Below are 18,832 nucleotides of genomic sequence, written 5' to 3'. Positions count from 1 at the left end.
CCTGGCACGCGCGAGGGATCAGGAACCGGCGGCCGGGGCGGGTTCGGGGGTGGCGGCCGCGTACAGGTCCGCGATGGTCGGCGCGTACCGGTCGTTGATGATCCGCCGCTTCAGCTTCAAGGTCGGCGTCACCTCGCCGCTTTCCGGTGTCCACGCCTTGGGGATCACGTGGTACCGCTTGATCTGCTCGATCCTGGCCAGCCGCGCGTTCGCCGCCTCGACGGCCTTCTCGATCTCCGCGCGGACCTCGGCGTTGTCGGCGAGCGATTCGCCCTCGGCGAGCTGGATGCCGTTCGCGGCCGCCCAGCCCGGCGCGATCTCGTCGTCGACGACGATCAGCGCCGTGACGTACGGCCGTTTCTCGCCGATCGCGACGGCCTGCCCGATCAGCGGGTGCTCCTTGAGCAGCCCTTCGATCTTCGTCGGGGCGATGTTCTTGCCGCTCGAGGTGATGATCAGTTCCTTCTTGCGGTCGGTGATCGTGACGAAGCCGCGTTCGTCGATCGTCCCGATGTCGCCGGTGGCGAGCCAGCCGTCGGCGTCGACGTCCGGTTTGATCGTGCCGTCCGCCTGCAGGTAGCCGAGGAACACGATCGCGCCGCGGACGAGGAGCTCGCCGTCTTCGGCGACCTTCACCTCGATGCCTTCCAGCGGGCGGCCGACCGAACCGGCCTTGAACGCCGTCGGCGTGTTCGACGTGACCGCGCCGGTGGTCTCGGACAGCCCCCAGACCTCCTGGATCTCAACGCCGAGCCCGGCGATGAAGTACAGGATCTCCACCGGCAGCGCGGCGGCGCCGCTGGAGGCGACCTCGATCTGGTCGAGGCCCAGCATCGCCCGCACCGGCGCGAGCGCGGCCGCGTCGGTCTGCGCGATCTTCTCCGCGAGCTCCGGCGGCACCTCCTTGCCGTCACTGCGGAGTTTGTAGCCCTGCTGCAGCAGTTCGTTCGCGCCGATCAGGCCGTTCCGCTTCTCCTCCGGCAGCGAGCCGAGCAGGTTCTTCAAGCCCGCCACCATCTTTTCCCACACGCGCGGGACACCGAAGAAGCTCTTCGGGTGCACCTGGCCCAGCGCGCCGACGACGCCCGTCGGGTCGGCGACGGTGTGCACGTGCCCGGCCCACACGATCGGCATGTAGATCGACAGTTCGCGTTCGGCGATATGCGCGAGCGGCAGGTACGCGATGTTCGTGGCGTGCATCGGGGAGTCGTGCAGCTTCTGGACGGCGACGGCCTGGTAGATCGCGTTGCGGTGCGACAGCACGACACCCTTGGGGTCGCCGGTGGTGCCGGAGGTGTAGATCATCGACAGCGGGTCGTCGGGGGTGATCGCGGACCACGCCGTCTCGAACGCCTCCGGGTCGGCCGCGTGCGCTTCGGCGCCCGCCGCGCGGAGCTCGGCGAAGGACAGGAATCGCTTGTCGTCCTGGGGAATCACGGACGCGTCGAGCAGCACGATGTGCCGCAGCGCGGGCAGTTCGTCGAGGACCTGGGACCAGCGGCCGAGTTCGTCTGCGCCGGCGAGGACGACGACGCCGGCGGCGCTGTGCCGGGCGACGAACCCGATCTGCTCCGGGCTCAGCGTCGCGTACGCGGTGCAGGGGATCGCGCCGAGATGGGCGGCGGCGAGGTCGGCGATCAGGTGTTCCGGGCTGCTCGGCGCCATGATCAGCATCCGGTCGCGGACGCCGAGCCCGAGCCCGGCGAGCCCGCGGGACACCTCCGCGATGGCGGTGCGGAATTCGGCCCAGGTCAGGGTCGGTTTGCCCTCGATGTCGAGTGACGTCACCGCCGGCAGGTCACCGAACTCCTGGGCGTTGCGGTGAAGCAGGGCGGGGATGGTCTGGCCTTCGATCTGCTCGGCGACGGTCGGCTGGGTGGTCAACGCTGGCCTCCTCGATGCTGCCTGATCAGGCACACTGTAAGGGCTGTCGGCAGCACTGGATAGAGAATCGCGGCCACGGTTGCGCTACGCGAAATGTCCACCTTTCCGTTTTCACCGCGTCAGTCATGGACTTCCGGAACGCCCTCGCCGACGATGGTGGCCGTGACTGACCTCGTAGCCGAGGCCGCGGCGCTGGACGCGGCCGATCCGTTGGCGCACAAGCGAAACGAATTCGACCTCGACACCGATGTCGCCTATTTCGACGGCAACTCGCTGGGGGCCCCGCCGAAACACGTGGCCGGACGGCTCGCCGCGGTCGTCCGTGAACAGTGGGGCGGACGGCTCATCCGGTCCTGGTCGGAGGGCTGGTGGGAGGCGCCGGTGCGGGTCGGCGAGCGGATCGCGCCGCTGGTGGGCGCCGCGCCGGGTCAGGTCGTCGTGGCGGACTCGACGAGTGTCGACCTGTTCAAGGCGCTGGTCGCCGCCACCCGGCTCCGGCCCGGCCGGGACGAGATCCTCGTCGACGCCGACACCTTCCCGACCGACGGCTACATCGCCGACGAGGTCGCCCGGCTGACCGGGCACACGGTGCGCCGCGTCGTCGCCGAGGACATGCCGGCCCAGGCGAGCGAGCGGACGGCCGTCGCGCTGATCAACCACGTCGACTACGTCACCGGCCGCGCGCACGACATGGGCGCGCTGACCGCGGCACTGCATCGCGCCGGGGCACTGGCGCTGTGGGACCTCTGCCACAGCGTCGGCGCGCTGCCGGTCGAGTTGGACGCGGCGGGCGTCGACCTCGCCGTCGGCTGCACCTACAAGTTCCTCAACGGCGGCCCCGGATCGCCCGCTTTCCTTTACGTGGCGGCGAAATGGCTGGACCGGTTCGACCAGCCGCTGGCGGGCTGGGCCGGCGACCGCGACCCGTTCGCGATGCGGGGAGCGTACGAGGCGCACGCGAGTATCGCGCGCGGCCGCGCGGGCACGCCCGACATCCTTTCGCTGCTCGCGCTCGACGCCGCCCTCGATGTCTGGGACGGCGTGGATCGCGGACTGCTGCGGGAGAAGGGCCTCGCGCTCGGCGACTTCCTCTTCCGGTGCGCGGACGAGCTCCTCGACGGCGCGAAGATCCCGACCCCGCGCGGCCGGGACCGCGGGCACCAGATCTCGGTACTCGACGACGACGCGGCCAAGACGATGGCGACTTTGATCGACCGCGGGGTGATCGGCGACTTCCGCCCGCCCAACGTGCTCAGGTTCGGGCTCGCGCCGCTCTACACCACGTACGGCGAGGTGCTCCGCGCCGTCACGACGCTTCGGGAGCTGCGGGCGGAGTGATACCCGGTGTGGCGAAAATGGTGAACCGTATTCGGAAATGGGTGGCAAATAGGTGATCGCCTCGCCCCGGCGGGGGAGATCCGGAGATCCTCCGCGAATTCGCTGTTAGGCTCGTCATTCGCTCTCGCCGCGAGTGTGACGTAGATCCTTCCCCTGTGGCGTAAGGAAAACCCGCGCCACCCGTCTCACCGGCGAGGCGCGGGCCACGGCGCCTGGAGAAGGAGGGGATCGTGTCGTTCGCCTATGTCGTCGTCGCCGTTTTCGGTGTCGCCTCCGGTTTTCTGCTCAACGAATTCGGCTCCCGGTACCCGATGGAGACGGTTCTCGTCGCGATCCTGATCTGCGGGGTCGCGACGCTGTGCTGGGCGGGCGTCCGGATGCTGCGGGACGCGTCCGGACGGGTCGAGGCGCTCATCGACGACGAGCTCGGCCGCGCCGAGGAAGATCATTTCGCCGATTCCCCGGTGATAGGCGTCGGTAATTCTCGATTCCGTGGCGCGAAGGGTGTTACGACGGCGTTCCTCCGCGGTGATGTCGTTCGCAAACCGAACGGTATGTGGAGCCCTGATCCGAAAGCGTGAGCGACGTCACGGCGAGTAGTTTTCGTCGACTTTTCGGCCAAGGCGCGGGCGTTACGAGGAGTGACTCGATCGTGTCGGAAGAGCGTCGATCAAGCCGCTGCCTGCGCTAAACCGCCAGGTGATCTACTGGTGAGTCACTTAGCCGGGTGCCCTGTCCCACGTGGTGGACTTTCCGGGTCCGGTCGCCTCTTGTCAGCAGGTCACGGCCATATGCGACTACCCTTCGCGTCCGGACTTGACTCACCCGTTTGGGTCTCCTAGCGTCTTCGCGGGCGGAGCGGACCACGCTGTGTTGATCCGGCTATCGGATCCCGCGGGTATGAGATCCCCGGCGACCCGACACCAATAACTGCCGGAAGGAAAACGGACCACGGTGAAGCAGATTTCCCTTCGACGAGGCCGCGGCTCTTCGATTCGTTCGCGCGTTCTGACGATCGCGCTCATTCCGAGCATCGCGCTGATGCTGGTCGGTCTGGCGATCGGCGGGTACCTGATCTTCGACGCGGTCAACGGCCGTGACTACGCGCAGCGGATCCGTGACTCGGAAGCCCCTTCCCTCCCCTTCTTCGTCCAAGTACAGGAAGAGCGGCGCCTGGCGCTGCGCGAGCTCGCCGGCGACCGGTCGCAGCACGCCACGCTCACCGAGCAGCGCGCCAAGACCGACGCCGCCGCCCAGGGTGTCGCCGCGCATCTGCAGAAGTTCGTCGGGGACTCACCCGACAGCGTGCAGCGCAACATCGCCACGCTGAACGGGCTCCTGCAGAAGATGCCGCAGATCCGGCAGTCGGCCGACTCCGGTCAGCTCCCGCTGCTGGACGCCTTCACCTTCTACAACCAGATCCTCGACCAGTTCGTCGACGGTCTCACCGGGCTGGCGCAGGACGCGCCGAACGCCGAGAACGCGTATCAGCGGATCACCGCGGTCCCGCTGTTCACCGCGATCGACCAGATGCAGCGCGCGAACGCCCTCGCCGCCGCGGCCGTCGCGGGTGGCGGCTTCACCGACGAGACCTACCGCGCGTACGTCACGGAGGTCGGTTCCTACCGTTCGCAGCTGGAGTCTTCGGTCTCGCGGATGCTCCCGGACGTCAAGGCGAAGTTCGACCAGCTCGTCGCGAGTGATCCGTGGAAGGCCGTCAACACGGTCGAGAACACCTTCCTGCAGAACAGCAAGGCCACGCTCCCCATCCCCGAGCAAACGTGGCTTCAGGCCGCGCGCGGCGTCAGCGACGCGATGATGCGCGGCTTCGTCGAGCAGAGTGGTACGGCCACGACGCAGGCGGTCGACGACGCCGACCGGACGCTGATCACGTCGGCCATCGCCGCGGCCGTCGCGCTGCTGGTGGCGATCGGCGTGTTCGTCATCGCCCTGCGGCTGTCGAACCGGCTCATCGGACGGCTGGCCCGGCTGCGCGAGGACACCCTCGACGTCGCCGAGATCCGGCTGCCGGAACTGGTGGACCGCGTGCGGGCGGGCGAACCCGTCGACCTCGACGACAAGGGTCACTTCCTCGACCACGGCGACGACGAGATCGGCCAGGTCGCCGAGGCCTTCAACAAGGCGCAGCAGACCGCCATCGCGGCCGCCGTCGAAGAGGCGAGGACCCGTGAGGGCACCAAGACGGTGTTCCTCAACATCGCGCACCGCAGCCAGGTCATCGTGCACCGCCAGCTCAAGGTGCTCGACCAGGCCGAGCGCAAGCAGGAGGACCCGGAGCAGCTGGACACGCTCTTCCAGCTGGACCACCTCTCCACCCGCGCCCGCCGCAACGCCGAGAACCTGATCATCCTCGGTGGCGGCCAGCCCGGCCGTCAGTGGCGCAAGCCGGTGACGCTCGCCGAGCTGACCCGCGGCGCCTCGGCCGAGACCGAGGACTTCGCCAGGGTGAAGACGGCGAAGATGCCCGCGATGGCGGTGCAGGGCCCGGTCGTCGGCGACCTCGTGCACCTGCTCGCGGAGCTGATCGACAACGCGACCTCCTTCTCGCCGCCGCAGTCGCGCGTCGAGCTGCGGGGCAACGTGGTCGGCAAGGGTGTCGTGATCGAGGTCGAGGACCAGGGCCTCGGTATCGAGGCCGAGCAGGCCGCCGAGCTGAACGCGATGTTGGCCGATCCGCCGGACTTCGGCATCATGGCCTTGTCAGCCGAGCCACGGCTGGGCCTGTTCGTGGTCGCGCGCCTCGCCGCACGGCACGGGATCTCCGTGCACCTGCGCGAATCCGCGTACGGCGGCACCAGGGCCATCGTGCTCGTCCGCACCGACCTGCTCGCGCCGGTCCCGTCTGATGAGCCGGAGGACGAGGTGGACCCCGAGAGCACCGAGGTGCCGGAGGCCGCGCCGCTGCTTCCGGGCCGCCGTGCCCGCCACCGCACCGAGTTCCCCGCGGAGCGGCCCGAGCTGCCCGTGCCCATGCCGGTCGCGCCGCAGCCCCAGCCGCAGGCGCAGCAGGGGCCGGAGCAGCCTGGAGGCGCGTTGCCGCCGCTGCCCCCGCGCCCGCCGCGCGTGCCCCGGCCGGAGACGCCGCGCCCCGAGCCGATCCGCCCGGAACCCGCGCGTGCCGAGGCCCGTCCGCAGCCGGTGCAGCCGCCGGCGTGGCCGCCCGCCGACACCCGGCCCCAGGACGGCCGTCCGCCGCAGACCCGGCGGCCCGGCCCCGAGGCGCCCGGCAGGCCACCGCTGCCGCAGCGCCGCCGCCAGGCGAACCTGGTCCCCCAGCTGATGGAGGACCGGCCCGCCGCCCAGCGCGAGGAGGTCCGCGAGGACACCCCCGAGCTGGCCAGGAACCGGCTCGCCGCGTTCCAGCAGGGCACGCGCCGCGCGCGGGACACCGAACCGACCGACGACTACACCGACCTCGACATGTACGGAGATCGTGACTAGATGGCCAACGCGGGAGTCAGTGAACTCGACTGGTTGCTGGATGACCTGGTCAAGCGCGTCGCCGGTGCCGACAGGGCGGTAGTCCTGTCCTCCGACGGCCTGCTCATCGGACGGTCCGGGAACCTGTCGGAGCAGGACGGCGAGCACCTGTCCGCGGTCGCGTCGGCGTTCCAGAGCCTCGCGCGGGGCACGGGACGGCACTTCGGCGGCGGCAACGTCCGCCAGACCATGGTCGAGATGGACCACGCCTTCCTGTTCGTCACCGCGGCGGGCCGCGGCGCGTGCCTCGCGCTGCTGGCGAAGGAGGACGCGGACATGGGCCTCGTGGCCTACGAGATGAACCTGATGGTCAAGCGGGTCGGCGCGGTGCTCACCTCGGCGCCCCGCGCCGCGACTCCCACTTCGCCATGAGCGGGCGGCACGAGTCGTGGTTCGAGGAGGAGGCCGGGCCGCTGGTCCGGTCGTACGCCGTCACGGGCGGGCGCACCCGCTCGGACACGCTCGGCCTCGACCTGATCACCCTGGTGGTCGCCATGCGCTCCTCGCACGAGGTCGCGGGCTTCGAACCGGAGTACGGGCGGATCCTCAACCTGTGCCAGAGACCGACGTCCGTCGCGGAGGTCGCCGCGCGCATCGATCTGCCGTTGCCGGTGGTGAAGGTGCTGCTGAGCGACCTCATCGAGCAGAACCTCGTGCTGTTCCGCACCGCGACCCCGGTCACCGACACCCCCAACAAACACGTACTCCAGGCGGTTCTTGATGGCATCCGGAAACTCTGAGCCCCGGCGATCCTTGACCGCGAACGCGGTCAAGGTCCTCATCGCCGGCGGGTTCGGGGTCGGTAAGACCACGATGGTCGGTTCGGTCAGCGAGGTTCCCCCGCTGCGCACCGAGGAGGTCATCACCGCGGCGTCCGAGGGCGTCGACGACCTCACCGGTGTCGAGAAGAAGACGACCACCACGGTGGCCCTCGACTTCGGCCGCATCACCATCAACCCCGAGCTGATCCTGTACCTGTTCGGCACGCCCGGTCAGGACCGGTTCTGGTTCATGTGGGACGAGCTGGCCGAAGGCGCGCTCGGCGCCGTCGTGCTCGCCGACACCCGGCGGCTCGACAGCTGCTTCGCGGCCGTCGACTTCTTCGAGCGCCGCGGCCTGCCGTTCGTCGTCGCCGTCAACTGCTTCGACAACGCGTACCGCTACGGCACCGAGGAGGTCCGGCAGGCGCTCGACGTCGGCATGGACGTCCCGCTGCTGCTGTGCGACGCGCGGGAACGCGAGTCGACGAAGCAGGTGCTGACGGTGCTGATGGAGCACGTGCTGGCGCTTTCGGACCTGGCGGCCGGGTTGCCACAGGGCCGCTGACGCCCCTTTGGAGTGCTAGGAACGGTCCTTTCCTTGCGAAATTTGCAAGGAAAGGACCGTTCCTGGCATCTGCGGGGGTTCAGGACTTGCGGCGGCGGCGCCACGTGTCCAGCGCGTAGGTGCCCGGACCCACCACCGCGAACAGCAGGAAGATCCAGGAGTACAGCGCGGCCGTCTCGCCCTTGTTCTGCAACGGCAGCAGCGCGTCGGGCTGGTGTACGACGAAGTACGCGTACGCCATCGTGCCCGAGAGAAGCACCGCGACCGGGCGGGTGAACAGCCCCGCCAGGACGAGCAGCGAACCGACCGTTTCGATCACCCCGGCGTACCAGCCCGGCCAGGTGGCGAACGGGACGGCGGGCTTGTCGAAGAGTCCCATCTTCTGCAGACCGTGGCAGAGGAAGAGGAACGAGACCACGACGCGGACCACTGAGAGGGCCAGTCCCTGCCACTTGGGAGCGGCCGGGCCGATCTCCGTGGTCGTGGCGGCGGCTGTCTGGGTCATGACGCATCCTTCCGGCTCAAGGTGGTCTAAACCATTGATAGGACAGAGGATGCCGGATACCCCCGTCGGCAGGGAACTTTCTTTCGGGGGGTAATTCCATGTTATGCCCGTATTTATTGACAGCGAATCGACAGGTACGCGATAAAAAGGCCCCTTTCCTGGAATGAATCCAGGAAAGGGGCCTCGCGATTCCCGTTCAGCGGCGGCGGCGCAGGGTGTCGAGGGCGTAGGTGCCCGGGCCGATCGCGGCGATCAGCAGGAAGATCCAGCAGTAGAGGGTCGACAGCTCGCCCATGTTCTGCAGCGGCAGCAGGCCTTCCGGCGCGTGCACGGTGAAGTAGGCGTAGGCCATGACGCCGGAGAGGAGTACCGCGACCGGCCGGGTGAACAGGCCGACCAGGACGAACGCGGCGCCGACGAGCTCGATCACGCTGCCGTACCAGCCGGGCCAGGAACCGAGCTCGACCGAACCGCCCGCGCCGTCGACGCCGCCGAAGAATCCGAATCCCTGCAAACCGTGGCAGAGGAAGAGGAACGAGACGACGATCCGGACGGCGGACTGGATCGCGCCCTGTGCCTTGGCGGCACGCGGGGTGGTGGCGGTGGTCTTGGCGGGGGCGGTGGTCTGCGTCATGGTTCCGGTCCTTCCGGGAGTGTCTGCCGGGGCGGCTTCTGACAACGCGTCGGACGGCCTCGACGCGAATCGACATCCACGCGGAAACTTTTTTCGCGGGCCGGTCACATCACCCGTTCGGAGCAAGGCCAGACTGGACGGCATGGCGGGTAAGACGAGTGCCGGGATCCTGCTCTTCCGCAGGTCGGGCGAGACGACCGAGGTGCTTCTCGGGCATATGGGCGGGCCGTTCTGGGCGAAGAAGGACGCGGGCGGCTGGTCGGTGCCCAAGGGCGAGTACGAACCGGACGAGACGCCGGAGGCCGCGGCGCGGCGCGAGTTCCAGGAGGAGCTGGGGCTGCCGGCGCCGGAGGGGGAGTACCTGCCGCTCGGCGAGGTGAAGCAGTCCGGCGGCAAGGTCGTGACGGTCTGGGCGGTGGAGGGCGACTTCGACCCGGCTCAGGTCGTGCCGGGCGTCTTCGAGATGGAGTGGCCGCCGCGGTCGGGCCGGACGCAGGAGTTCCCGGAGGTCGACAGGGTCGCCTGGTTCGGGCTCGCCGAAGCCGAGGAGAAGTTGCTCAAGGGCCAGCGCCCGTTCCTCGTCCGGCTGGGCGACCTGCTCGACGGCTGAGCACCTGTGGGCCGGGGCGGACCCGGCACTCGCGTGATCGAAGGCGTAACTCACGTGATCAGCGGCGGAACACCGAGTGCGCGGCTTAGCGGTTGAGTAGTTCGCCGAGTGGTTTGTCGGCCAGCGAGCCCAGCACGAGGTCGGCGTGGTCGAAGTTCAGCACCGCGGTGATCGCGTTCGGCACGGCGACGCATTCGAGTCCGGCGGCCTTCGCCGCGGTGACGCCGTGCGGTGAGTCCTCGAACGCGATCGCCTCGGCCGCGGGCAGGTCCAGCGCGGCGAGCGCGGCCAGGTACAGGTCCGGGCTCGGCTTCGCCTGGTGGAGGTCGCCGGTGAGCACGGCCTCGAACGCGTCCGTCAGGCCCAGCCGCTCCAGATGCGTGGTGACCCAGTCGCCGGTCGAGCTGGACGCGATGGCCAGCCGCAGGCCCCGCTCCTTCGCGTCCGCGAGGTACTCCTCGACGCCGGGACGCGGCCCGACGGTTTCCAGCAGTTCGGTGACCCTGGCGCGGACGCCGGTGCGGACCGCGACCCGGTCGAGGTTCTCGTCGTTCTTTTCCAGTAGTTCGAACATCGCGACGGCGGTGTTCTGCGTGCCGATCACGGTGTGCCAGACGTCGAGGGGGAGTTCGTCGCCGCGGGCGCGGAAGGTCTCCTGCCAGGCCACGAGGACGGCCGCCTCGGTGTCGACCAGCGTCCCGTCGAAGTCGAAGATCAATGCGCCGGTCATGGGACGAGTCTACGTCTTGACTCACTGAGTGGTACGGATTACCGTACGCATTCGTTAGGAAACTTACCAAACGAACACGTGTACTCGAAGTGAACGCCGCGCACCCGTCCCTCTCAACCCGCCGCCACGGATTCCCGGGGAGATCGATGTGAAGGCCCGAACCCGACTACTACCACTAGGCGCGGCCGCCATCCTGTTGCCGACGCTGCTCAGCGGCAACGCGCAAGCCGCTGATGTCCTTTTGTCCCAAGGAAAACCCGTCCTCGTCTCCTCGGTGGAGTCGTCGTCCTACGGCGGCCCGCTCGCCGTCGACGGCAAGACGAGCACCCGCTGGGCGAGCACGGAAGGCGTGGACCCGCAGTTCATCCGCATCGACCTCGGGGGCCCGTCGGCCATCAACCGGGTCAAGCTGAACTGGGAAGCCGCGTACGCCTCCGCGTATCGCCTGGAAGTCTCCAACGACGGCTCGGCGTGGACCCCGATCAAGTCCGTGACCAACGGCAACGGCGGGACCGACGATCTCACCGGGCTGTCCGGCCGCGGCCGGTACCTGCGCCTCGTCGGCACCAAACGCGCCACCAGCTACGGCTACTCCCTTTGGGAGATGCAGGTTTACGGAACGTCGGACTCCTCCGGTGACACGCAGGCGCCCACCGCGCCGGCCAACCTCAAGGCCGGATCGGTCACGGCGTCCACTGTGGACTTGACGTGGACCGGTTCGACGGACAACGTCGGCGTCAGCGGCTACGAGGTGCTGCGGAACGGCCAGGTCGTCGGCACTACGGAAAGCGCTTCCTACACCGACAGCGGGCTGAGCGCGTCGACCGCGTACACCTACACCGTCCGGGCGAAGGACGCCGCCGGCAACGTCTCGGCGGCCAGCAACCAGATCCAGGCGACCACGCAGGCGGGCGGCTCGTCGTTCGTCCTCGCCGCCTCCGGTGACATCGCCGAACAGTGCACCGCCTCCTCGTCCTCGTGCGTCCACCCGAAGACCGCCGCGCTGGTCGGCCAGATGAACCCGGCCGCGGTCATCACCATGGGCGACAACCAGTACGACGACGCCCACATCGAGGACTTCACGAAGTACTTCGACAAGACCTGGGGCAAGTACAAGAGCATCATGCACCCGGTCCCCGGCAACCACGAGACCTACGACCACACCCCGCTGGGCGCCTACAAGCAGTACTTCGGCAAGATCGCGACGCCGAACGGGAAGACCTACTACAGCTGGGAAATGGGCAACTGGCACTTCGTCGCCATCGACAGCACGGAGTTCTCGCCCGGCCTGGCCGCGAACGCGATCAGCGACGAGCAGCTGAACTGGATCAAGCAGGACCTGAAGAGCAACACCAAGCCCTGCGTCGCCGCGTACTACCACCACCCGCGCTACACCTCGGGTGACCACGGCGACAACGACAAGATGGCCACGCTCTGGGAGACCCTCGTCCAGAACAAGGTCGACCTGGTGCTCAACGGGCACGACCACCACTACGAGCGCTTCTACCCGCAGAACGCCGACGGTGACAAGGACCCGGCGGGTCCGGTGCAGATCATCGGCGGCGGTGGCGGGGCGACCCTCTACCCGGTCAAGACCGAACACCCGGCCACCGCGAAGGCGATCTCGACCTACGGTGTGCTCAAGCTGAACATGTCGGACAACGCCTTCTCGACCCAGCTGATCGGTCTCGACGGCAAGACGATCGACTCCTCGCCCACCTACACCTGCCACTGAGTCCCGTGAGGAGGTGCCGCGTCGCACCGCGGCACCTCCTTCCGGCGCTGGAGGTCTCCCATGTACATCGCGACCAGTAGGGGAGCGGACGCCGCGGCGGATGTCCCGAAGAGCGGCGTCAAACGGGCCGTCACCGGGAACGTCGTCGCGCTCGGCCTGGTCAGTCTCGTCACCGACATCTCGTCGGAGATGGTGACCGCGGTCCTCCCGCTCTACCTCGTCCTCGGTCTCGGCCTGAGCCCGCTGCAGTTCGGTGTGCTCGACGGCCTCTACTCCGGTGTCACCGCCGTCGTCCGGCTCGTCGGCGGCCATCTCGCGGACCGCTGGCAGAAGCTCAAGGCGGTCGCCTGCTTCGGTTACGGCATCTCGGCACTGGGCAAGATCGGCCTGATGCTGGCGGGTTCGTCCACCGTGGCGATCGGCGCCGTGCTCGCGGCCGACCGCACCGGCAAGGGCGTCCGGACCGCTCCGCGCGACGCGCTGATCACCTTGAGCAGCGACCCCGAGCACCTCGGCCGCGCGTTCGGCGTGCACCGCGCGATGGACACCTTCGGCGCGTTCCTCGGCCCGCTGGTCGCGATGGCCGTGCTCTGGCTCAGCCTCGGCAGCTACGACTCGGTGTTCTTCACGAGCTTCTGCATCGCCGCGATCGGCGTGATCATCCTGGTGGTGCTGGTCAAGGACCACCAGCCGAAGCCACGAGCCGAACGGCCCAAGGTCTCCTTGCGGGAGACCGCGGGCCTGATCCGGCAGGCGTCGTTCCGGCGGATCTGCGTCTGGGCGGCGCTGCTGGGCCTGGTCACCCTCAGCGACTCGTTCCTCTACCTCGTGCTTCAGCGCCGCTGGGAACTCGGCGCGGTGTTCTTTCCCTTGCTGCCGCTGGGAACCGCGGGGGTGTACCTGCTGCTCGCCGTTCCGCTCGGCAGGCTTTCGGACCGGATCGGCCGCTGGAAGGTGTTCCTCGGCGGGCACGTCGCGCTGGTCGTCGCGCTGCTGGCGCTGCTCGGCCCGGTGGACGGCGGCATCCTCGCGGTGCTGGCGCTCGTGCTGCACGGTGTCTTCTACGCGGCCACCGACGGTGTCCTGATGGCCGCCGCCGGGCCATTGCTGCCCGAACACCAGCGGGCCGGAGGGCTGGCGCTGGTGCAGACCGGGCAGGCGACCACGCGGATGCTCGCGTCCGTCCTTTTCGGACTCGCCTGGACCACCTGGGATCTGCACGCCGCGGTCTTGGTCGCCGCGGGCGCGCTGGCCGTGGTGGTCGTGGCGGCCGCCGTCCTGCGTCCGTTGCGGACCTACGCATGAGGGCGCGGATCCTAGGCGTGGTGGCGGCGGTCGTCGTGCTGATCGCGGCGGCAGTCGGCTACGGCGTCCTGTCCCGGGACCGCGGGCCGGACGTCAACTCCGTCGCCGTGGTGACCGGGCAGCCGGTTTCGGTGCAGGCCAAGGGACAACTGCTGTTCCGCAACACCGCCGAGGGCCCCGACTTCGGCCATCTCGCCACCGTCCCGGCCGATCGTCCCGGCGAACCGCGGAAGGTGTCCGGCCTCAGCTGCGACCGGTTCGCCACCTCGGCGGGGACGGCGTTGTGCCTGTCCGCGCAGCCCGGCGTGCTGCCGCCGATGACCGACGTCATCGTGCTGGACAAGGACCTCAAGGAGATCCGCCGGATCGAACTTCCCGGCACCCCCAGCCGCGGCCGCGTCTCGCCGGACGGGAAGCTCGCCTACTGGACGCTGTTCGTCAACGGTGATTCCTACGCGGAGACCGGGTTTTCGACCAGGGCCGGAATCTTCAACCTGAAGACCGGGAAGCTGATGAAGAGCATCGAGGAGATGGGGCTCCTGCTCGACGGCAAGCCGTACTACTCGTCCGACGTGAACTACTGGGGGATCACCTTCGCCCCCGACGGCAAGAAGTTCTACGCGACGGTGGGGACGAAGGGGAAGACGTACCTGGTCGAGGCGGACTACGAAAAGCTCGTCGCGAGGATGATCCGGGAGAACGTCGAATGCCCGTCGCTCTCGCCGGACGCGAAGCGGATCGCGTTCAAGAAGAAGGTCTCCGCCGATCTCGCGGCGCCGTGGCGGCTGGCCGTCCTCGACCTGGCGTCCGGCAAGGAGACCTTGCTGGCCGAGACGCGGAGCGTGGACGACCAGGCGGCCTGGCTCGACGACCGGACCGTGGCGTACGGCGTGGATTCGGCGGTGTGGTCGGTGCCTGCGGACGGGAGCGGGGTGCCCCGGGAACTGGTGACGCAGGCCGCTTCACCTGCCGGTGTGTAGGCCCATCGCTTCCGCCTGCTCCCGGAACACGTCGTAGGCGTCGGTCCCGAAGAGCACGAACCGCACCAGTTCCACCGAGCAAGACCCGGCCGAGAGCGTGTTCGTGACGGTCTCGAGGGCGATTTCCGCCGCGGATTCGAGGGGCCACCGGTAGATCCCGGTCGAGATCGCGGGGAACGCCACGGTGTGCGCGCCGAGGTCGGCGGCGACGTGCAGCGAGTTGCGGTGGCACGCGGCCAGCAGCGCCGAGCGGTCTTCGGAATCGGACCACACCGGCCCGACGGTGTGCACCACCCAGCGCGCCGGAAGGCGGCCCGCCGTGGTGGCGACCGCCTCTCCGGTCTTCAGTCCCTTGCCGTAGTGCCCCGCGCGCAGGGCCCGGCATTCGGTGAGGATCTCCGGCCCGCCGCGGCGGTGGATCGCGCCGTCCACCCCGCCGCCGCCGAGGAGCGACGAGTTCGCGGCGTTGACCACGACGTCGACCTGCTGTTCGGTGATGTCGCCTTCGACCAGTTCGATCATCGTGATCGCTCCGTCAGTCGGTGAAGTACTCGATCAGTACCGGTGCCACGGCCTTCGGCTTGAGCATATGCGTCTGCCCCTCGATCGTGCGGTGCTCGGCACCGGGCACCGCCTTCGCCAGCGCGGCGACACCGTTGCGGATCCAGGCGGGGCTCTTGCCGCCGTCCATGACCAGCGTCGGCACGGAAACGCCCGCCCAGCGGCCTTCGGGCAGCGGGGTGCCGTCGTGCAGGCCGTCGAACAGAGCGGCGTCGTAGCGCAGGGTCGGCGCGACCTTCTTGAGCTTCGGCCACGCGGGCATGAACTGCATCATGAAGACGACCGGAGCCGGGACGCGGACGCCTTCCCGCATGAAGGTCTTGATCGCGGTGCCGGGACGCCCGTCGGCGATGGCCTTCTCCAGCCGCTCGCCGTAGTCGGCCGGGACCGGCGGGCGAGTGTCGTCGACGACCAGCGGGAATTCGTAGACCGCCAGTTTCGTGATCGGCAGCCCGGCTTTCGCGGCTTCGAGGGCGAGCGCGGCGCCGGACGAGATCCCGTAGACGTGGGCCGTCCCGCCGGCTTCCTTGATCAGTGCCGCGATGTCCTCGACTTCGCGGGCGACGGAGAACGGCGCGGTGTCCCCGCTCTCGCCGCGGCCGCGGCGGTCGTAGGTGTAGACGGTGAAGTGCGCGGCCAGTTCGGCGGCCAGCGGCTTGGCCGGGCCGAACTCGCGATGGCACATCGCGCCGTCGACCAGGATGACGGCGGGGCCGGAGCCGGTGCGGGTGCGGGTGTAGGCGATGGTGGTGCCGTCTTGCGAGGTCACGGTGCTCATGGCGGGAATTCTCCTGTAGTCGTTCAGCGGGTGGTGCGGAGGATGACGGCGGTGACCCAGCCCCAGGCCAGCATCACGGCGGCCCAGAAGGCGAGCATCACGACGGCGTTCGCGTTGCCGGAGCTCATCGTGGCGAAGGCGGCGAAGAACGCGATGCCGGTGGCGCGGGAGTAGACGGCCCAGCCGCGGTGGCCCTCACGGGAGAAGCGGCTCGCGAACACGAAGGTCGCGACGATCAGCGAGAGGAAACCGACCGAGCCGGCGGCCATGTGCAGGATGCCCGCGGTGCTGATGGTGGCAGGCCCGGAGCCGGCCGGGAAGCCGTTGCCGGGGTCGGCCTTGAAGACCGCGGCGAAGAGCAGGCTGACGCCGAAGACGCCCAGCAGCCGTGGCCCCCACGTGCTGCCTCTCCCCGGTTCGAGCGTCCGGCTCAGGCCGATCGCTCCCGCGATCATCAGGACACCGGTGACCAGGAAGTTCGTCACCTGGACCCAGCCGGCGTCGCCGTTGCTCAACATGCTCGCCGGGTGCTTCGTCAGGTCGAAGCCGTCGCGTACGGCGGCCTGGGTGAGCGAGGTCAGGAAGTACAGCGGGCCCGAGACGGCGCCGCAGGCGAGCAGGGCACGGGCCGGGAGCGCGACGTGGGCGCGGGTGGCGGTGATGGTCATCGGTTTCTGCCTTTCGGGGCGGGGTGCGTTGGCACAACTCTGGCTCCGAAAGTCTCGATTGTCAAGACAAAAAAATTTGTCGGTGGTGCCGATGGGACACCGCGAGGTGTCGCAACGGGGTGGCTACTTGGCGTTTCGCAAGGTCAGGAGGGTGATCTCGCTCGGCGCGAAGACGCGCAGCGGCGGCCCCCAGAAGCCGGTGCCGCGGCTCGTGTAGAGCTGCGTGCGCTCGCCGTGGCGCGAAAGGCCGGCCAGTACGGGCTGGTCGAGCCGGACCAGGAGGTGGAACGGCCAGATCTGGCCGCCGTGCGTATGCCCGGAGATCTGGAGGTCGATACCGGCCTCCGCGGCCTGCTTGACCTGCTTCGGCTGGTGGGCGAGCAGGACCACCGGCGTGCTCGCGGCGACGCCGTCGAGCGCGGCGGGAAGGTCGGGGCCGTGGCCGGGCAGGCCGGAAGCGGCGCCGGTCGGGTCGTCGATCCCGGCGAAGACCAGCGTGTCTCCGCCTTGGCTGACCGGGAGATGCCGGTTGTGCAACGGCTCCCAGCCGAGGTCGCGCATGTGGTCGAGCCAGGCCTGCGCCTCGCCGAAGTACTCGTGGTTGCCGGTGATGTAGAACTTGCCGAGCTTCGCCCGCACCTTCCCGAGCGGCGCGACCTGCTCCCGTCGCTTGGCGACGGTGCCGTCGGCGAGGTCACCCGCGTGGGCGACGACGTCGGCGTCGAGTTCGTTCACCACTTCGACGACCTTCTCCGACCACTTCGTCCGGTTCAGCGGGCCGAAATGGGTGTCGGTGATGATCGCGAAGCGGAGACCGTCGAGCCCCGCGCCGAGGCGGGGGAGCACGACGTCGAGTTCCTTGAGTCTCGGCACGCGCCGGGCTTCGACCATCCCGTACGCCGCCAGCGCCGCGAAGGCCACCAGGACGACGCCGGATACGATGCCGGCCGCACTGTCCACTCCGGACACGGCAAGCACGAGCCGCAGCACGTTTCCGAGTACGGACAACGAGAACAGCAGCCAGATCAGCCCGAGGGAGAGGTCGCCGATCTTCGCCGCGAGGTCGCGCTGCCACGGCCCGTGACCGAGGACCATGCACGCGGGCACGGCGAGCGCCGCGACGGCGAACACGATCGTTCCGAGGACTTCGAGCGCGGCCGGGAGCTCGGGGGAACCGACGATCGTCCACCACGGCACACCGAACAGGAGGGCGAGGACGGTGATCAGCGCGGCGACGCGGACAAGGATGCGGGGCATGATGTCGGCCAGAGTAACAGCCCATTGGTCTCTACCGCCGTCTTCGCTGAGGGGCGTCTCAGGTACGTAGGCGGACGTACGCGAGATGTCGCCTCACGGCCGACGCTTTCCGCATCGCCGCGAAAGACACTCGACGGCATGATTCGGACGATCGAACGTGTCGCCTACGCGACCGGGGCGCTCCTGTTCCTCAGCGGTCTCGTGCACGCGGTCGTGCTGGTCGCGTCTGGTGGCTCGTGGACGGGGCCGCTGTCGATGCGGAAGGCGGTCACGTTCGGCTTGTCGTTCGGGCTGACGCTGGTCACCGTCGCGTGGGCGACGTCGTACGTCGCGGTGCGGCCACGCGTGCGGAACGCACTGCTCGGCGTCTTCACGGGGGCGAGTGTCGTGGAGACGGCGCTGGTGACCATGCAGGCCTGGCGTGGAGTCCCGTCGCACTTCAACTTCGAGACCGGCTTCGACAACGCCGTGTCGACGACGCTCGCGGCGGGCGGCGGCGTGATCATCCTGACGGCGGTGACGTTCACGGCCGCGGCGATGCGCGGCGAAGGGGAGACGACGGCGAGCATGCGGCTCTCGGTGCGGTTCGGGCTCGTCGCGCTGCTGGTGGCGCTGGGCGCGGGCGCGGCGATGATCGCGAGCGGCGTCGTCGAGGCGCGGGGCGGGAACCCGCAGCTCGCGTACACCACCGCCGGCACGCTGAAGCCGCTGCACGCGGTGGCGATGCACGCGATCCTCATCGTGCCGGGGCTCGCCTGGCTGCTGCGGTTCGCGGACTGGACGGAGCGGCGGCGCGTGCGGCTGGTGTGGGCGGCGATCGGTGCGTACTCGGTGCTGACCGCGGTGGTGGGGGTGGAGTCGGTGACCGGGGTTTCGCCGCTGGCGGCCTCGCCGGTGGAGATGGTGACTTCGGGGCTGGCCTTGGTGGTGCTGGGGCTTATCGGTGCAGTCGCTTTCCGTGAAGCGGTTCGGCGTCGGTCCCGGCTGCAATGAAGGACTCCTTCATCGCAAAATTTGCGA

At 69.1% G+C, this 18,832-nt stretch carries 19 protein-coding genes; 11 read left to right on the top strand and 8 right to left on the bottom strand.

Translation table 11 applies throughout. The features are described from left to right. Positions 1–18: 18 nt before the first annotated feature. A complete protein-coding gene (locus DMC61_RS13715; RefSeq protein ID WP_125689606.1) occupies positions 19–1,884 on the bottom strand; it encodes a long-chain fatty acid--CoA ligase in 1,866 nt (621 codons plus the stop codon). Between the two features lie 153 nt (positions 1,885–2,037). Here DMC61_RS13715 and DMC61_RS13710 point away from each other — a divergent pair, with 153 nt between their 5' ends. The 6 genes from DMC61_RS13710 (at position 2,038) to DMC61_RS13685 (ending at position 8,049) form a co-directional block, all read left to right on the top strand. Further along, positions 2,038–3,222 carry a kynureninase gene (locus DMC61_RS13710; protein WP_125689605.1) on the top strand — a complete coding sequence of 395 codons (1,185 nt, stop codon included), beginning with the start codon at positions 2,038–2,040 and terminating at the stop codon, positions 3,220–3,222. A 230-nt stretch (positions 3,223–3,452) separates the two neighbouring features. Beyond that, positions 3,453–3,803, top strand: coding sequence for a hypothetical protein (locus DMC61_RS13705; protein ID WP_125689604.1), 351 nt, complete (start codon positions 3,453–3,455; stop codon positions 3,801–3,803). Between the two features lie 373 nt (positions 3,804–4,176). After that, positions 4,177–6,684 (top strand): nitrate- and nitrite sensing domain-containing protein, encoded by a 2,508-nt coding sequence (locus DMC61_RS13700; RefSeq protein WP_125689603.1) that lies wholly within the window; start codon positions 4,177–4,179, stop codon positions 6,682–6,684. After that, positions 6,685–7,095 carry a roadblock/LC7 domain-containing protein gene (locus tag DMC61_RS13695; protein WP_016336740.1) on the top strand — a complete coding sequence of 137 codons (411 nt, stop codon included), beginning with the start codon at positions 6,685–6,687 and terminating at the stop codon, positions 7,093–7,095. After that, positions 7,092–7,463 carry a DUF742 domain-containing protein gene (locus DMC61_RS13690; RefSeq protein WP_016336739.1) on the top strand — a complete coding sequence of 124 codons (372 nt, stop codon included), beginning with the start codon at positions 7,092–7,094 and terminating at the stop codon, positions 7,461–7,463. Before DMC61_RS13695 ends, DMC61_RS13690 begins: the two co-directional genes overlap by 4 nt. Next, the gene (locus DMC61_RS13685; RefSeq protein WP_026466899.1) at positions 7,444–8,049 is read left to right on the top strand and encodes an ATP/GTP-binding protein; all 606 of its coding nucleotides are present in this window, start codon (positions 7,444–7,446) and stop codon (positions 8,047–8,049) included. Before DMC61_RS13690 ends, DMC61_RS13685 begins: the two co-directional genes overlap by 20 nt. A gap of 79 nt (positions 8,050–8,128) precedes the next feature. On the opposite strand, the gene DMC61_RS13680 is transcribed toward DMC61_RS13685, so the two are convergent. Then, on the bottom strand, positions 8,129–8,554 hold the full coding sequence (locus DMC61_RS13680) for a DoxX family protein (protein WP_016336738.1): 426 nt from the start codon (positions 8,552–8,554) through the stop codon (positions 8,129–8,131). A 196-nt stretch (positions 8,555–8,750) separates the two neighbouring features. Continuing rightward, the gene (locus tag DMC61_RS13675; RefSeq protein WP_125689602.1) at positions 8,751–9,188 is read right to left on the bottom strand and encodes a DoxX family protein; all 438 of its coding nucleotides are present in this window, start codon (positions 9,186–9,188) and stop codon (positions 8,751–8,753) included. A gap of 142 nt (positions 9,189–9,330) precedes the next feature. On the opposite strand from DMC61_RS13675, the gene DMC61_RS13670 reads away from it, so the two are divergent. Continuing rightward, on the top strand, positions 9,331–9,798 hold the full coding sequence (locus DMC61_RS13670) for an NUDIX domain-containing protein (RefSeq protein WP_125689601.1): 468 nt from the start codon (positions 9,331–9,333) through the stop codon (positions 9,796–9,798). Positions 9,799–9,883: 85 nt separating this feature from the next. Here the strand turns inward: DMC61_RS13670 and DMC61_RS13665 are convergent, their stop codons facing one another. After that, a complete protein-coding gene (locus tag DMC61_RS13665) occupies positions 9,884–10,528 on the bottom strand; it encodes an HAD-IA family hydrolase (protein ID WP_125689600.1) in 645 nt (214 codons plus the stop codon). A gap of 148 nt (positions 10,529–10,676) precedes the next feature. On the opposite strand from DMC61_RS13665, the gene DMC61_RS13660 reads away from it, so the two are divergent. From DMC61_RS13660 to DMC61_RS13650, 3 genes are read left to right on the top strand one after another with little or no spacing between them, the layout of a single operon-like run. Continuing rightward, a complete protein-coding gene (locus DMC61_RS13660) occupies positions 10,677–12,263 on the top strand; it encodes a discoidin domain-containing protein (RefSeq protein WP_233594798.1) in 1,587 nt (528 codons plus the stop codon). A 60-nt stretch (positions 12,264–12,323) separates the two neighbouring features. Continuing rightward, positions 12,324–13,568 (top strand): MFS transporter, encoded by a 1,245-nt coding sequence (locus tag DMC61_RS13655; RefSeq protein WP_125689599.1) that lies wholly within the window; start codon positions 12,324–12,326, stop codon positions 13,566–13,568. Then, a complete protein-coding gene (locus DMC61_RS13650) occupies positions 13,565–14,548 on the top strand; it encodes a PD40 domain-containing protein (RefSeq protein ID WP_125689598.1) in 984 nt (327 codons plus the stop codon). Before DMC61_RS13655 ends, DMC61_RS13650 begins: the two co-directional genes overlap by 4 nt. Here DMC61_RS13650 and DMC61_RS13645 read toward each other — a convergent pair. From DMC61_RS13645 to DMC61_RS13630, 4 genes are all read right to left on the bottom strand, one after another. Beyond that, complete coding sequence (locus tag DMC61_RS13645; protein WP_125689597.1) at positions 14,531–15,070, bottom strand: O-acetyl-ADP-ribose deacetylase; 540 nt, start codon at positions 15,068–15,070, stop codon at positions 14,531–14,533. The two genes, DMC61_RS13650 and DMC61_RS13645, sit on opposite strands and share 18 nt — an antisense overlap. 13 nt (positions 15,071–15,083) lie before the next feature. Beyond that, complete coding sequence (locus DMC61_RS13640; protein ID WP_125689596.1) at positions 15,084–15,887, bottom strand: alpha/beta fold hydrolase; 804 nt, start codon at positions 15,885–15,887, stop codon at positions 15,084–15,086. A 23-nt stretch (positions 15,888–15,910) separates the two neighbouring features. Further along, the gene (locus DMC61_RS13635; protein WP_125689595.1) at positions 15,911–16,555 is read right to left on the bottom strand and encodes a DUF998 domain-containing protein; all 645 of its coding nucleotides are present in this window, start codon (positions 16,553–16,555) and stop codon (positions 15,911–15,913) included. Positions 16,556–16,678: 123 nt separating this feature from the next. Further along, on the bottom strand, positions 16,679–17,812 hold the full coding sequence (locus tag DMC61_RS13630; protein WP_125689594.1) for a metallophosphoesterase: 1,134 nt from the start codon (positions 17,810–17,812) through the stop codon (positions 16,679–16,681). Positions 17,813–17,950: 138 nt separating this feature from the next. Between DMC61_RS13630 and DMC61_RS13625 the strand changes: the two genes are divergently transcribed. Further along, positions 17,951–18,805 (top strand): hypothetical protein, encoded by an 855-nt coding sequence (locus DMC61_RS13625; protein ID WP_125689593.1) that lies wholly within the window; start codon positions 17,951–17,953, stop codon positions 18,803–18,805. The last annotated feature ends 27 nt before the right edge of the window (positions 18,806–18,832 follow it).

Source organism: Amycolatopsis sp. WAC 04169, from assembly GCF_003947535.1.
In the GTDB taxonomy this organism is placed as follows: Bacteria; Actinomycetota; Actinomycetes; order Mycobacteriales; family Pseudonocardiaceae; genus Amycolatopsis; species Amycolatopsis keratiniphila.
Note: the sequence above shows the minus strand (reverse complement) of the source record. Positions and strands in the feature narration are given on the sequence as shown.

Coding starts and splice junctions, on each gene's coding strand:
- DMC61_RS13695 (WP_016336740.1), top strand. CDS start 6,685: ATGGCCAACGCGGGAGTCAGTGAACTCGACTGGTTGCTGGATGACCTG.
- DMC61_RS13670 (WP_125689601.1), top strand. CDS start 9,331: ATGGCGGGTAAGACGAGTGCCGGGATCCTGCTCTTCCGCAGGTCGGGC.
- DMC61_RS13690 (WP_016336739.1), top strand. CDS start 7,092: ATGAGCGGGCGGCACGAGTCGTGGTTCGAGGAGGAGGCCGGGCCGCTG.
- DMC61_RS13680 (WP_016336738.1), bottom strand. CDS start 8,554: ATGACCCAGACAGCCGCCGCCACGACCACGGAGATCGGCCCGGCCGCT.
- DMC61_RS13640 (WP_125689596.1), bottom strand. CDS start 15,887: ATGAGCACCGTGACCTCGCAAGACGGCACCACCATCGCCTACACCCGC.
- DMC61_RS13665 (WP_125689600.1), bottom strand. CDS start 10,528: ATGACCGGCGCATTGATCTTCGACTTCGACGGGACGCTGGTCGACACC.
- DMC61_RS13710 (WP_125689605.1), top strand. CDS start 2,038: ATGGTGGCCGTGACTGACCTCGTAGCCGAGGCCGCGGCGCTGGACGCG.
- DMC61_RS13685 (WP_026466899.1), top strand. CDS start 7,444: ATGGCATCCGGAAACTCTGAGCCCCGGCGATCCTTGACCGCGAACGCG.
- DMC61_RS13625 (WP_125689593.1), top strand. CDS start 17,951: ATGATTCGGACGATCGAACGTGTCGCCTACGCGACCGGGGCGCTCCTG.
- DMC61_RS13650 (WP_125689598.1), top strand. CDS start 13,565: ATGAGGGCGCGGATCCTAGGCGTGGTGGCGGCGGTCGTCGTGCTGATC.
- DMC61_RS13655 (WP_125689599.1), top strand. CDS start 12,324: ATGTACATCGCGACCAGTAGGGGAGCGGACGCCGCGGCGGATGTCCCG.
- DMC61_RS13635 (WP_125689595.1), bottom strand. CDS start 16,555: ATGACCATCACCGCCACCCGCGCCCACGTCGCGCTCCCGGCCCGTGCC.
- DMC61_RS13645 (WP_125689597.1), bottom strand. CDS start 15,070: ATGATCGAACTGGTCGAAGGCGACATCACCGAACAGCAGGTCGACGTC.
- DMC61_RS13675 (WP_125689602.1), bottom strand. CDS start 9,188: ATGACGCAGACCACCGCCCCCGCCAAGACCACCGCCACCACCCCGCGT.
- DMC61_RS13630 (WP_125689594.1), bottom strand. CDS start 17,812: ATGCCCCGCATCCTTGTCCGCGTCGCCGCGCTGATCACCGTCCTCGCC.